The sequence below is a fragment of the Arthrobacter sp. LFS091 genome, assembly GCF_047977885.1.
Classification (GTDB): Bacteria; Actinomycetota; Actinomycetes; order Actinomycetales; family Micrococcaceae; genus Arthrobacter.
Window position 1 is genome coordinate 521,951 of the sequence record NZ_JBFPFP010000001.1, and the last position, 12,425, is coordinate 534,375.

Annotated in this window: 13 protein-coding genes and 2 tRNA genes; 2 read left to right on the forward strand and 13 right to left on the reverse strand. The window is 62.9% G+C overall.

Going from position 1 to position 12,425, the window contains the following annotated elements:
• Positions 1-88: 88 nt before the first annotated feature.
• Positions 89-1,288 carry an ROK family transcriptional regulator gene (locus tag ACNQOP_RS02420; protein ID WP_257367944.1) on the reverse strand — a complete coding sequence of 400 codons (1,200 nt, stop codon included), beginning with the start codon at positions 1,286-1,288 and terminating at the stop codon, positions 89-91.
• A 182-nt stretch (positions 1,289-1,470) separates the two neighbouring features.
• Positions 1,471-2,601 carry a class I SAM-dependent methyltransferase gene (locus ACNQOP_RS02425; RefSeq protein WP_416403189.1) on the reverse strand — a complete coding sequence of 377 codons (1,131 nt, stop codon included), beginning with the start codon at positions 2,599-2,601 and terminating at the stop codon, positions 1,471-1,473.
• 196 nt (positions 2,602-2,797) lie between these two features.
• Between ACNQOP_RS02425 and ACNQOP_RS02430 the strand changes: the two genes are divergently transcribed.
• Positions 2,798-3,178 (forward strand): cupin domain-containing protein, encoded by a 381-nt coding sequence (locus ACNQOP_RS02430; RefSeq protein WP_235520867.1) that lies wholly within the window; start codon positions 2,798-2,800, stop codon positions 3,176-3,178.
• Between the two features lie 59 nt (positions 3,179-3,237).
• Here the strand turns inward: ACNQOP_RS02430 and ACNQOP_RS02435 are convergent.
• Positions 3,238-3,310 (reverse strand) — tRNA-Ala (locus ACNQOP_RS02435).
• A gap of 389 nt (positions 3,311-3,699) precedes the next feature.
• On the opposite strand from ACNQOP_RS02435, the gene ACNQOP_RS02440 reads away from it, so the two are divergent.
• Positions 3,700-4,290, forward strand: a complete 591-nt coding sequence (locus ACNQOP_RS02440; protein WP_416403191.1) for a ScbR family autoregulator-binding transcription factor — start codon at positions 3,700-3,702, stop codon at positions 4,288-4,290.
• A gap of 101 nt (positions 4,291-4,391) precedes the next feature.
• Here the strand turns inward: ACNQOP_RS02440 and ACNQOP_RS02445 are convergent.
• The 10 genes from ACNQOP_RS02445 to rplU all read right to left on the reverse strand — a co-directional run bounded on the left by ACNQOP_RS02445 (position 4,392) and on the right by rplU (position 12,109).
• Positions 4,392-4,467 (reverse strand) — tRNA-Ala (locus ACNQOP_RS02445).
• A 115-nt stretch (positions 4,468-4,582) separates the two neighbouring features.
• On the reverse strand, positions 4,583-4,987 hold the full coding sequence (gene rsfS / locus ACNQOP_RS02450; RefSeq protein ID WP_211712230.1) for a ribosome silencing factor: 405 nt from the start codon (positions 4,985-4,987) through the stop codon (positions 4,583-4,585).
• A 58-nt stretch (positions 4,988-5,045) separates the two neighbouring features.
• A complete protein-coding gene (locus ACNQOP_RS02455; protein ID WP_416403192.1) occupies positions 5,046-6,212 on the reverse strand; it encodes a hypothetical protein in 1,167 nt (388 codons plus the stop codon).
• Positions 6,213-6,220: 8 nt separating this feature from the next.
• Positions 6,221-6,886: a nicotinate-nucleotide adenylyltransferase gene (nadD, locus tag ACNQOP_RS02460; RefSeq protein WP_308194946.1), complete on the reverse strand. Its 666-nt coding sequence runs from the start codon at positions 6,884-6,886 to the stop codon at positions 6,221-6,223.
• A gap of 13 nt (positions 6,887-6,899) precedes the next feature.
• Complete coding sequence (locus ACNQOP_RS02465; RefSeq protein WP_235520871.1) at positions 6,900-7,139, reverse strand: hypothetical protein; 240 nt, start codon at positions 7,137-7,139, stop codon at positions 6,900-6,902.
• An 82-nt stretch (positions 7,140-7,221) separates the two neighbouring features.
• Positions 7,222-8,586: a glutamate-5-semialdehyde dehydrogenase gene (locus ACNQOP_RS02470; protein WP_416403195.1), complete on the reverse strand. Its 1,365-nt coding sequence runs from the start codon at positions 8,584-8,586 to the stop codon at positions 7,222-7,224.
• Complete coding sequence (gene proB / locus ACNQOP_RS02475) at positions 8,583-9,764, reverse strand: glutamate 5-kinase (RefSeq protein ID WP_416403196.1); 1,182 nt, start codon at positions 9,762-9,764, stop codon at positions 8,583-8,585. The genes ACNQOP_RS02470 and proB overlap by 4 nt, the downstream gene beginning before the upstream one ends.
• Positions 9,754-11,340, reverse strand: coding sequence for a GTPase ObgE (gene obgE / locus ACNQOP_RS02480; protein ID WP_257367938.1), 1,587 nt, complete (start codon positions 11,338-11,340; stop codon positions 9,754-9,756). Before obgE ends, proB begins: the two co-directional genes overlap by 11 nt.
• A gap of 134 nt (positions 11,341-11,474) precedes the next feature.
• Complete coding sequence (gene rpmA, locus ACNQOP_RS02485; RefSeq protein WP_003803426.1) at positions 11,475-11,738, reverse strand: 50S ribosomal protein L27; 264 nt, start codon at positions 11,736-11,738, stop codon at positions 11,475-11,477.
• A gap of 62 nt (positions 11,739-11,800) precedes the next feature.
• Positions 11,801-12,109 (reverse strand): 50S ribosomal protein L21, encoded by a 309-nt coding sequence (gene rplU, locus ACNQOP_RS02490; protein WP_018777818.1) that lies wholly within the window; start codon positions 12,107-12,109, stop codon positions 11,801-11,803.
• Between the last annotated feature and the right edge of the window lie 316 nt (positions 12,110-12,425).

Sequence of the window (12,425 nt, forward strand, 5' to 3'; positions counted from 1 at the left end):
TCGAAAGGTGGCTGCAAGCCAGCACTTCATCGTGACACCTATGCGAGGTGGCCCAGCCTTACGGCTATTCAGTTGTCCCTGCCTGGCCTTAGCCCTCCAGCAGGAGCCTTTGCGCGCGCGGGGCGAGCATGTGTTCCAGGACCAGGCATGCGGCACCGATCGCGCCGACGTCCTCGCCAACCCCTGTGCCCACGACTTCGAGCCCGTGGATCGCACGGGCCGCATTGTTCTGTTCCAGCAAGGCGGGCACCCGTTCCAGGAAGTACGGCGACATCCGGCCCCAGAAGGGCCCGCCAAACACCACGCGCTCCACGTCCAGCGTGTTGGCTACTACGGAGACTGCCCGGGCGACGAGTGTGGCTGACTTGTCCAGGATCGCAATGGCCTTGGCGTCACCGGCATCGGCTTTGTCGCACAACTCGGCGAACCGCTCCTGGACTTCCGGGCCGTCTGCTCCCTGGCGCTTTCCGTCCAGGACGCCGGCCTCTTCGGCTTCGGCAACAAGGACCTGGGGGATGCTGGTGGACTTGACGCACCCGCGCTGCCCGCAATCACACAGGGGACCGTCGGGATCCACCACAATGTGGCCGATTTCGCCTGCGTTACCGGACGTGCCACGCACGACTTCGTCATTGAGGACAATGCCGCAACCGATACCGGTTCCCATGTACATGAAGACAAAGCTGCCTGCGCCACTGGCGCCACCTGCCCAGGTCTCCGCAACCGCTGCGCTGGTGACATCCTTGTCCACGAGGGTTTCCAGGCCCGTGGCTTCGGCCAACGCTTCGCGGATTGGTACCCGGTCCCAGCGGGTCAACAGCGGCGGCTCCACTACAGAGCCCTCGTCGAGGTCGATGGGACCAGGGACCGCAACGCCCAGTCCGGCGATCTTGGACGCGTCAACGCCTGATTCCTGGATGAGGATATCGATTTGCCCTGCGATGCTGGTGATCACGTCCGCCGGGTCACCGCCTGGGGTGGCCATGCGTGAATGCCGGACGACATCACCCAACAGGTCCAGGACCACGAAGGTGATGACGGCCGGGTCGAGATGAACGCCCACCGCGTACATCCCCGCGGGGTTCAGGCGCAGGATGGTCCGGGGCTTACCCGGCCCCGATCCTTCCTTGCCGGCCTCCATGATGAGCTGTTGGTCAAGGAGGCGCCGGGAGATGTTGGAGATGGTCTGCGGTGAAAGCCCAACGATTTGCGCCAGTTCAACGCGACTGAGCCCTCCCGGGGATCGCCGGATCGCTTCCAGGATGACGGTGAGGTTGAAGTCACCCATCCTGGGTAGATTCGTTCCGCGCCTAGGTGTCGGCTGCCGGATCTCAGTCACTGATGCCCCTCGTCATTGGAAAAACGTCGTCAATTAAGTCTGTCTGAATCGTACGATACCCACGCCACCACGGATATGAGCACACGCAGGCGCGGGGGTCATGGCTTGGTAACGATGAGCCCGGGATGCCCTCAGGCTTTCCGGCTGCGAGTCACCGTGAACTTCGGGTTACGGCCTTCCTCCACAGTCGGCCCGACATATCGCTCCAAGGCCGGACGGTACTGGAGGTGGCTGTTGTACACGGTCCATAGTTCCCCGCCGGGCGTCAGCACCCGTGCCGCGGCTTCAAACAACTTCAGGCCGGCACCGGCATGGACGCTTGCCCCCAAATGGAAGGGCGGATTCAGCAGGATCAGGTCCACACTCCCGGCCTCGAGGCTGGACATGGCATCGTCGTGGATCACGCTGATGCGCTCTGCCAGGCCGTTCGCGGCCGCGGTCGCGGTGGCAGATGCGACGGCCGCCGCGGACTGGTCGGTGGCGATGACCCGGGCACCTGGTTGATGGCGGGTGTACATGGTGGCAAGGATTCCGGTTCCGCAACCGAGGTCCACCACCTGCCGGGCCGCCGGAATCCGATCGAGGAAACCAAGGAGGTAGCGGGTTCCAATGTCCAGGCGGGCTCCGGAAAAGACGGCTCCGTGGGCGCAGACGGTGATTCCCAATTCGGGGTTGGCTTCGACCACGGGGAATGGCGGCTCGTCGGGGACTGGCCTGGGTCCCTTAGCTACGAGGATCCGCGATTTTTGCCTGGCCAACTGGGGCTGGACTGCGGAGAAGTACTTCTCCAGGACTGCGTTCATCCCCACGGACATGTGTTTGACGCGTCCACCGGCGAGCAGGACCGCATCCGGTCCCGCGAACCGGGCAACGGCGTCGGCAATTTCTTCCAACTCGGCCAACGACTTAGGCAGCTGCAACAGCACCAGGTCCGCGTCCTGCAGCAATTCCCGGCCAAGTTCGTGTGGCGTGTACCGTCCGTCCAAGCCTGCCGCGGCGGCATTGCGCTGCAATGCGGCCCTTCCGGTAAACAGGTCCTGGTTGACGCGGACATGCCCGACGCCGGGACCAGACAAGGCGCCCAGGGTCAGGGCCCCGTAACGGTCACCAATGACTACAACCTGGCTATCGGGCCCGAGGTAACCTTCCGCAGTCTCCAGCAGCAGCCGATCTGTGGCGTCGTAAGCCTGCAGGTTGTCCGCTTCGACGTCCGGAAGCCGGCTCAACCTACCGAACAGCGCTTCGAGTTCCCATGCCGTCACAACGCGTTTCCTGCTTTCCTTGCTTCAATGTCTCGACTTATTCCTCGACCGGGAGCACTCTGGAGGCACAACACAAACACCCGTCCGCCCCGTGGCCCACGAACCGGCCCAAACACTGACGGGCATCGGTCCCGGCGGCCGTAGGAGCCAGGGCGCCCGGACCAGCAACAGTTGCTCCCCTCCCCTGCGAGAAGCCATGAGTGTCAATGCTGTCACGAACCTGGAAGTAAAGTCCCACAATTCCCCAGATGAATCACGCCACCCTGAGAAGACCACGCTGGATCTTGTCACCGTAGGAGACTACACAATCGGCCGCCTGACCTTTGAGCCCGGATGGACGTGGGCCGACTGCATCAAGCCAGTGGTCGGCACCGACTCCTGCCAGTTGAGCCACGTAGGATTTTGCGTGTCCGGCAAACTCGACGTGGAAACCACCGACGGCGGACGTATAAGCATCTCCCCCGGCGATTCATACACCATTCCTCCCGGCCACAATGCATGGGTGGTCGGTGACCAGCCGTTCCAAGGAGTCGAGTTCGTCAGCGGCGCCGAATTTGGAAAGGCACTTTCGGAGTAGCCAAGACCTGCGGGAAACAAAAAGGACCCCGCTCTCATGAGCGGGGTCCTTTTCCGAAGTGGAGCTGAGGGGACTCGAACCCCTGACCCCCTGCATGCCATGCAGGTGCGCTACCAGCTGCGCCACAGCCCCGGAAATGCTTGCTTTTCCAGGAAGTTTTTCTCTTCCCGTCGAAGCAACTCGTCAATAGTAACCACAATTCACTGAGAAGCGAAATCATCTCAAGGTGAGGTGCGTCACCCGTCAAAACTCCCTGCAGCCGGGCCTCCTCCGGGCGTACGCGGCAGCCGAGGTGCGCTGGAAATCCATCGCACCTCCCCCCAAGCCGGCTGCCGGTGAGCCGCGCGGGAACACCCTTGCGGCTCACCTGAAGTCTAGGAGCCAAGCGGCGGTAAACCAAACCGATCAGTCGGTTTTGCCGGAATCCGTTGCACCAACAGGTCAGTGGTAGCGTTGTCGGGACGCAAAGCTGCCCGATGCGCCAGCGAGTCCATCCCCCACCGAGAGGCTCTGCATCCCCAATGCAACAACGTGCGAAGGACACCAGGCTGGCCGTCATTGAAGGTGCGGCCCGCGTATTCGCGGAGATTGGCTACGGGAACGCCAGCCTGACCGACATCACCAAACGTGCCGGCGTCACAAAGGGAGCCCTTTACTTCCACTTCACGTCCAAGCGGGAACTCGCCCTGGCCGTCATTGAAGAGCAACACGCCCTGGTGCTGGCGTCCGGCGCAGAAATAATCGGGTCCAGCAAGCCCCCCATCGACAAACTCATCAGCCTTTGCCGGATGTTCGGCCAGCAGCTTCTTGACGAACCCATCGTCCAAGGCGGTATCAGGCTCACGTTCGAAGCAACCGCGTTCCAAGCAGATGTATCCGGGCCCTACGAAGACTGGATCAACACCGCCGAACAGTTGCTTCGACAGGCCGTGGATGAGGGCCAGGTGCGGCCAGACGTGGATCCCGCGGCGTTCTCCCGGTACCTGATCGCGTCCTTCACCGGCGTGCAGATGGTCTCGGATGTCCTGACCGACAGGAAGGACGTCATGCTCCGGATCGACCAGATGTGGGAATTCATGCTGCCGGCATTGAGTATGGGCGCCAGTACCTGATTGCCAGGGCCGTGCCGAGCCGCCACTCACGGAAAGCTGCGGTGAAAAGAAAAGAGGCCCTGCCTTCTCCATGTCTTCCATGAAGTAGGCAGGGCCTCGATTGGTGGAGCTGAGGGGACTCGAACCCCTGACCCCCTGCATGCCATGCAGGTGCGCTACCAGCTGCGCCACAGCCCCATATCTTCGCTGCCCAGCACCTGGCATTTCAGCCATCCGCGCCGAAGCAACTCAAATATCTTAGAACAGCGATTCCGAAAATTCCAAATCGGGCATATTCGGTGCCGCGCAATCCTTAGTGCTCGGAATCCTCCGCGGTGACAGCCTTGGCGGAAGCGTCGTCACCCAGCTCAAGGTCCACCACAGGGCAGTCCTTCCACAGGCGATCCAAGGCGTAGAAGACCCTGTCCTCGGCGTGCTGAACGTGAATGACGATGTCGGCGTAGTCCAGCAGGACCCAACGGCCCTCGGAGCGTCCTTCGCGGCGCACCGGGCGGAGGTCCTGCTTCAAGAGTTCTTCTTCAATACCGTCAACGATGGCGTTGACTTGGCGTTCCGTCGGAGCCGAGGCGATCAGGAAAACGTCTGTGAGTGCCAGACGCTCGCTGACGTCGAGGGCGACGATATCCTCGGCAAGTTTGCCGGCCGCGGCACGCGCGGCGTGACGGGCGAGGGTGATGGATTGTTCATGTGCAGACACGGGGACTCCTTGTTGTGGCCTGTGGCCTGTGAATGGCGTGAGCCGTTGTTTAGCGGAACTAGCCGCTGGTAATCATGATGATGCCGACGATGAGCGCAACGATGCCCAGTGCGAGGACACCGAACTGCAGCAGCCTGTTGCGCTGGGCCCTGGCCAGGCCGGCCGTGTTGGCATCGAGTGGATCAAGACCGTAGGCAGTGCTCGCCGAGATCGGCGGCCTTTGCTTTTCTTCGCCAGTGTCCACCTGATGGGCCGACTTCTTGCGGGCCGACCGCGCTACAGCTTCCGCGCGGGCCAGGACGCCGGCACGGCCGCGTGAGCCCGGCTTCTTTCCGGTTGCCGGTTCAGCTTCAAGCTTGGGACCGGCGGACGTAATCAGGGGAACAAAGGTTGTGCTGGGCCGCTTCATGACCGGCCGTTCGACACCTGGTACCTTGACGAACTCCAGGGGCGTGACCATGGCAAGGTTATTAGCTGTGGAAGGACCCGAATTCCCGGGGTTTGGCTTACGTGGCTCGGCCTTGGCTTGGTCCGGCGTCGCCTGTTCGGCCAGTTTCTGCTTCGCAGCGGCACGCTTGTTCAACACGGCCGCGCGCTCCGCCAAGGCAATCTGCTGGGCCAACACCTCTGGATCAACTGCCAGGGGGTCCTGCTCGGCAATGTGTTCCAGTTTCGCGGTCTGGTTTTGGACCTGCGCCGCGATCATCTCGCGGACTGCCAGGGCCTGCTCCACCGACATATCGGATTCTGTTGGGCCGCTCTTGCCCGCTCCGTCGGTCGTCGGGGAGGCTGCCGGATCGGCAGGAGCCGTGACGGGCTTGCCATCGGCCGCCGCTGCGGGCTTGCCCGCGTCCGGTGCCGGAACGATGGGGTTCATGGACGTGGCAACTTCAGCCTGGAGCTGCTGCAACCTCAGCTGGCGACGCGTTGGCGGGCCGCCACCCGAGAGCTGTTCCTCCTTGTCAGCCAGGTCCTTGATGGTCCGGAGGGCTGCCCGATCACGGGCGCGGATCTGGGATGAACGCTCCTGCGCCGCGGGTCCCACAGCGTCCACCGGCGCGTTTGCCGCGCGCCTGTTGCGCGCGTTCGGGCGATCGGCTTCTTCGGCGGCAGCCGCTTCTGCGGGGTCGCTTGACGTAGCGTCAGGCGTTGTTTCCGGGTGCTCTTCCCGGGCACGGCGAAGCTCGCGCCTGCTGCGGATGGGTCGCTGTTCCTGGCTGCTCATTTAAAAACTCATTCAGTACGTGCTTGGTCGTCTGATCCGGATAATGCTGGCGACAGTTCCCCTGCCGATGGCCGGGGTGCGTACAGCCCATATTTTGCGATGTACTGGACCACTCCGTCCGGCACGAGGTACCACACAGGGTTGCCCGCGCCGACGCGTGTCCTGCAATCCGTGGAGGAGATCGCCATGGCGGGCACTTCGAGAAGGCTGACATCCTCTGTCCGGCCCAAATCGTTCAGTTCGTGTCCAGGGCGGGTCACGCCGACAAAGTGGGCCAAGGACCACAATTCGTCAACGTCTTTCCAGGACAGGATCTGCGCCAAAGCGTCGGCACCCGTAATGAAGAAGAGGTCCGCATCAGGACGGAGTTCCCTCAAGTCGCGGAGGGTGTCGATAGTGAACGTCGGGCCTGGTCGGTCCACGTCCACACGGCTTACGGTAAAGCGGGGGTTGGAAGCTGTGGCGATCACTGTCATGAGGTAGCGGTGCTCGGGCTCGCTGACCTGCTTGTGCGACTTTTGCCACGGCTGCCCGGTGGGCACGAAGACCACTTCATCAAGGTCGAACTTGGCTGCGACTTCACTTGCAGCCACAAGGTGGCCGTGATGGATGGGATCAAACGTTCCACCCATCACGCCCAGCCGAAGCCTGCGCTCCGACTCCCCGCGAGGTATTGCGGCGATAATGTTAGTGGCCCTGGCCGTGGGTGTGCTTGTTGGGGTGCTGGCGGTGCGGATCGGAGTGCTCTTCCACTGCCTCGTGACGGTTGCCCAGGTTGGTGTAGGACAGCGTTACGAACATGAGAACCAGCAGCAGGGCAAACATGGAGACGCCGAAGACCCACGGCTCGGCCCACAGCGGGGCGAGTTCCTCGTGGCCGCCTTCTGTCGCGGCGGCAATGGACGTGGCGATCTGCTGAAACAGCATCTTCTCCCCTAGTTGGTTCTCAAAGGATTTCGACGGCGGGACTCCCCGCCGTTCCGGACTTCTGTTCTATGTTACCGCGTTGCTAGCTGCGGATTTGGCCTTCGCCCTGGACGATCCACTTAGTGGTGGTGAGTTCCGTGAGGCCCATGGGTCCGCGCGCATGGAGCTTCTGCGTGGAAATCCCAACCTCCGCGCCGAGCCCCAACTCACCGCCGTCGGTGAAACGCGTGGAGGCGTTGACGATCACAGCGGCCGAATCGATGTCTGCGATAAATTTCTCCGCATTTGCCAGGTTGTTGGTGAGGATGGCTTCGGTGTGCCCGGTGGTCCACTTGCGGATGTGCTTTACGGCGTCGTCCAGGTTGTCCACCATGGCAACGGCGAGATCCAGGTCCATGTATTCAGTGGCCCAATCCTCGTCGTCGGCCGGGACGGTCTCCACACCAGCACCCAGGGCAGCCGCAATCCGATCATCCACGTGGAGGGTCACACCTGCGTCGCGGAGTGCTTTGGCCACGGCAGGAAGAACGGTGGAACCGGAGTGGACCAGGAGCGTCTCAACGGTGTTGCAGACACTGGGCCGCTGCGTCTTTGCGTTCAGGAGGATGTCCACGGCCATCTCTTCGCCGGCGGACTCGTCGATGAAGATGTGGACGTTCCCCTCCCCGGTCTCAATGACGGGCACGGAGGAGTTGGTCACCACAGTCTGGATGAGCTCGCGTCCGCCGCGGGGAATGAGGACATCCACCCGTCCGCGGGCTCGCATCAGGACGTTGGCGCCTTCGCGGCCGTACTGGTCAACGCTTTGCACCGCATCGGCCGGGAGGCCCACGGAGTCCAGCGCTTCGCGCAGGATCTGCACCAGCGCACCGTTGGTGTGCGCGGCGGCGGACCCACCGCGAAGAATCACGGCGTTGCCGCTCTTGAGGGCGAGTCCCGCGATATCCACGGTGACGTTGGGACGGGCTTCGTAAATGGCGGCCACAACACCCATGGGCACATTGACCTGACGCAACCGCAGCCCGTTGGGAAGCGTTTGGCCACGGACCACGTTGCCCACAGGATCGGGCAGCCCGGCAAGGTTTTCCAGGGCGGAGACCAAGCCGTCGATGCGGGCGGGCGTCAGCGTGAGCCTGTCCAAGAGCGCCGCGGAGGTACCGTTTGCACGGCCCACTGCCACATCTTTGGCATTGGCTTCCAGTACATGCTTACGGTTTTCCAGCAGGGCTGCGCCGATCGCACGCAGGCCGCGGTCCTTCCAGGCACGGTTCGCCTGGCCCATGCGTCGGGCAGCCTTCCGGGACCGGTCGGCGATTGCGTGTACCGCAGCCTGGACATCCTCGGGCGACAGTGGAGCGCCGCCTGCCACAGGGTTCTCCGGCGTCTGGCCGGCAGCACCGGAAACGTCGGAGATCACAGGGGCGTCGGGGGTCAGCGCTTCAGTCATGCTCCAAGTTTAGATGAGCGCGGCGCCCCCAGGAGCACCAGATCGTCAACATGAACAACTTCGCGGTCATAACCACGGCCCATGGCTTGGCCGAGCTCCTGCGTGGTCCGTCCCAGCATCCGCGGCAGTTCCTCCGAGGAGTAGTTCACCAGGCCGCGCGCCACCACGGTTCCATCATGCCCCACCATCTCGACGGGGTCACCAGCTTCGAAGTCGCCACTGATATCCGATATCCCCGCGGGCAGGAGCGACCTGTGCCGGTCGCGCACGGCTTTCACGGCGCCGTCGTCGAGCATCAAGCGGCCCTGAACGGTCGCCAGGTGGGCCAGCCACAACAGGCGTACCGGCTTGCGGTTTCCGTTCACGGCAAACCACGTCCCCACGTCCTCGCCGGCCAGGGCAGCCGCGGCGTTGGCCGTAGAAGTGACCAGTGCATGAATACCGGAACCGGCGGCGATGGAGGCAGCCTCCACTTTGGTCATCATTCCGCCCGTTCCCACACCGGCTTTGCCCGCCTTGCCAATGGTGACGTCTTCAAGGTCCTGCGGACCGCGGACCAGCCGAATCCGCTGCGCACCCTGGGACGGCGGACCGTCGTAGAGGGCGTCGACGTCGGACAGCAGCACGAGCGCGTCGGCGCGGACCAGGTGGGCCACCAACGCAGCCAGCCGGTCGTTGTCGCCGAAACGGATTTCGTGGGTAGCAACAGTGTCGTTTTCGTTCACGACCGGTACCACGCCGAGGTTCAGCAGCCGATCCAAAGCACGGAACGCATTGGTGTGCTGCGTGCGGCGCATGAGGTCATCGGCCGTCAACAGGACCTGGCTGACAGTGATCCCATGCGCGCTGAAAGCCTGCGTGTAGCGGGCCATCAGGAGTCCTTGACCGACGCTCGCTGCTGCCTGCTGCGTGGCCAGGTCCTTCGGGCGCTTGGCAAGGCCCAACGGAGCCAGGCCAGCGGCGATGGCACCAGAGGAGACCAAGATGATTTCGGTGCCCGCATTGCGCTGGTGGGCCAGGGCGTCGACAAGCCCCGCGAGGGACTTCTCGGAAATACCGCCCTTGATACTCGTCAGCGACGAGGAACCCACTTTGACGACAATCCGCTTGGCGGTGGCCAGTGCGTTGCGTTCGAGGCCCTCGGCGGAGTTCGGTGCGTCGACGGTCCTAGTCGTCATCACCGGCGTCCAGGTTGCTTTCCTTCACGGCCTGGGCGCGCCGGCCGCTGACGGACTCGGTCCAGATGCCCGCCTTGCGCTCAGCTTCAAGCTCGGCACGCGCAGCAGCCTTGGCTTCGCGGCGTTCAACCTGTTCTTCGCGCTTCTGCGAACGTGTGGGCCGGTCCCCGATGTCGGCAACGCGGATGTCCGTGCCGCGCGGAGTTGCCAGGAGCTCGGCGCCGGCCATCATGGTCGGCTCCCAGTCGAAGACAACGCCGTCGTCTTCACCGATGACCACGGTGTCGCCCGGCTTGGCACCGACCTTGAACAGTTCGGTTTCGACGCCGAGCTTCGCCAGCCGGTCGGCAAGGTATCCAATGGCTTCCTCGTTGGTGAAGTCGGTCTGCTTGACCCAGCGAACGGGCTTCTCCCCCAGGACACGGAACAGCGGCTCGAGGTTCTTTTCTTCGCGGCGGATCTTGAAGCCGGACTCGTTGACCGCGCGCGGACGAAGGACCGGAGGTGCCACCTTGGGGGGCGCAGTCGCTACCGCATCACGCGCGGCCTTGACGATCTCTGCCATGGCGAAGCCCAGTTGGCGCAAGCCTTCGTGGCTCGTGGCCGAGACTTCGAACACGCGGTATCCGCGGGCTTCGAGGTCCGGGCGAACGAACTCGGCCATGTCCTTGCCGTCCGGAAGATCCACCTTGTTGAGGACAACCAGCTTGGGGCGTTCGTTCAGCGGCACCACCTCACCGTCGACACCGGCGTAGCTCATGTCCACTGCGTACTTGTCGAGTTCGGCCTCGATAATCGCCAGGTCGGACAAAGGATCCCGATCGGATTCCAGGGTTCCGCAGTCAAGGACGTGCACCAAGGCGGCGCAACGCTCTACGTGGCGCAGGAAGTTGTGTCCGAGTCCCTTGCCGTCGCTTGCTCCCTCGATCAGGCCCGGAACATCGGCAATGGTGAAGCGGACATCGCCGGCCTGGACCACGCCAAGGTTGGGGATGAGGGTGGTGAAGGGGTAATCGGCAATCTTGGGCCGGGCAGCGGACATGGCTGCGATCAGGCTGGACTTGCCGGCCGACGGGAAGCCAACCAGGGCGATGTCGGCAATGGACTTCAGTTCCAGGACAATATCGCTGGATTCGCCTTCGATGCCCAGGAGGGCAAAGCCGGGAGCCCGGCGTTTCTGCGAGGAAAGCGACGCGTTGCCGAGGCCGCCCTGGCCGCCGGCGGCAGCGATGTACTCAGTACCTTCGCCCACGAGGTCAGCCAGGACTTCGCCGTCCTTGGTCTTGACCACAGTGCCATCGGGTACCGGAAGGATCAGGGTTTCGCCGTTCTTGCCACCGCGCCAGTCACCCATGCCCGGACCACCGTTGGTGGCGTGGCGGTGGGGTGCGTGGTGGTAGTCGAGCAGGGTGGTGGTCTGGGCCGACACCCGAAGGATGACGTCGCCACCATTGCCGCCGTTGCCGCCGTCGGGCCCGCCGAGCGGCTTGAACTTCTCCCGCTTAACAGAGACACAGCCGTGGCCGCCGGTTCCGCCGGATACGTGCAGGACTACCCGGTCTACAAAGCTCGCCACGTGGATCTCCTCAGTTGCTGTTATACAGCGTTGTTGCAAAACCAGTGCGCCCAAGCGCCCCAGTCGATTGTAATGCGGTTAAAAGAACGGTGGAGCGGGCCGTTTGGCCCGCTCCACCGGTTCAGAACTTGTTGTTACTCTGCAGCTGCAGCAGCAACGATGTTCACTACGCGACGGCCGCGGCGAGTACCAAACTCAACCGCACCGGCCTGGAGAGCGAACAGGGTGTCGTCGCCACCGCGGCCGACGCCTGCACCGGGGTGGAAGTGGGTTCCACGCTGGCGAACGATGATCTCGCCTGCGGAAACTACCTGACCACCGAAGCGCTTTACGCCCAGGTACTGAGCGTTGGAGTCACGACCGTTGCGAGTGGAACTCGCGCCTTTTTTGTGTGCCATGTGAAATGCCTGCCTCTAAATTTCTGGGGAAACTGAAAAACCTGAACAGCGTGTAACGAAAGTTACGCGATGCTGGTGATCTTGATCTTGGTCAGTTCCTGACGGTGACCCTGACGCTTCCGGTAGCCGGTCTTGTTCTTGAACTTCTGGATGACGATCTTCGGACCACGGAGGTCTTCGAGGATCTCAGCCGTAACCTTGACGTTGGCCAGTTCCGCAGCTGCGGAGGTGACCTTGTCGCCGTCAACCAGGAGCAAGGCGGGCAGCTCAAGCGTGCTACCGGCTCCACCGGGGACGCGGTTAAGCGTTACGTAGTCTCCAACGGAAACTTTTTCTTGGCGGCCGCCTGCGCGGACAATCGCGTACACCACTTGGGTACTCACTTCTCTCGACGTTTATAACTAAATTTGCGTGCGGAACCTGAACCGGAATCAGGCTTGGTTCGCGCTGTGCCTCAACGCCGTGGACTTCTGAACGAAGTCCGCGAGTCATCCCATGAACAATTCCAAGGGGCATAACCCAAGTGTTGGCGTAAGCACCGAAGATCAAGATTACGCTAGTTTGACCTTCAGCTGCAAATGAGGCCGGGTCCGGAGGCTACCACGTGACTCGCGTCACCAGTTGTAACGGACTCTCCCTGCACCGTGCCCATACAGCCTACAGGGTTTGGGCACGATTAACGCGATT

What these genes read in the sequence shown, in the direction of transcription:
- rpmA (WP_003803426.1), bottom strand. Translation starts at nt 11,738, where the DNA reads ATGGCACACAAAAAAGGCGCGAGTTCCACTCGCAACGGTCGTGACTCC.
- ACNQOP_RS02440 (WP_416403191.1), top strand. Translation starts at nt 3,700, where the DNA reads ATGCAACAACGTGCGAAGGACACCAGGCTGGCCGTCATTGAAGGTGCG.
- proB (WP_416403196.1), bottom strand. Translation starts at nt 9,764, where the DNA reads ATGACGACTAGGACCGTCGACGCACCGAACTCCGCCGAGGGCCTCGAA.
- ACNQOP_RS02455 (WP_416403192.1), bottom strand. Translation starts at nt 6,212, where the DNA reads ATGAGCAGCCAGGAACAGCGACCCATCCGCAGCAGGCGCGAGCTTCGC.
- ACNQOP_RS02430 (WP_235520867.1), top strand. Translation starts at nt 2,798, where the DNA reads ATGAGTGTCAATGCTGTCACGAACCTGGAAGTAAAGTCCCACAATTCC.
- ACNQOP_RS02420 (WP_257367944.1), bottom strand. Translation starts at nt 1,288, where the DNA reads ATGGGTGACTTCAACCTCACCGTCATCCTGGAAGCGATCCGGCGATCC.
- ACNQOP_RS02470 (WP_416403195.1), bottom strand. Translation starts at nt 8,586, where the DNA reads ATGACTGAAGCGCTGACCCCCGACGCCCCTGTGATCTCCGACGTTTCC.
- ACNQOP_RS02465 (WP_235520871.1), bottom strand. Translation starts at nt 7,139, where the DNA reads ATGCTGTTTCAGCAGATCGCCACGTCCATTGCCGCCGCGACAGAAGGC.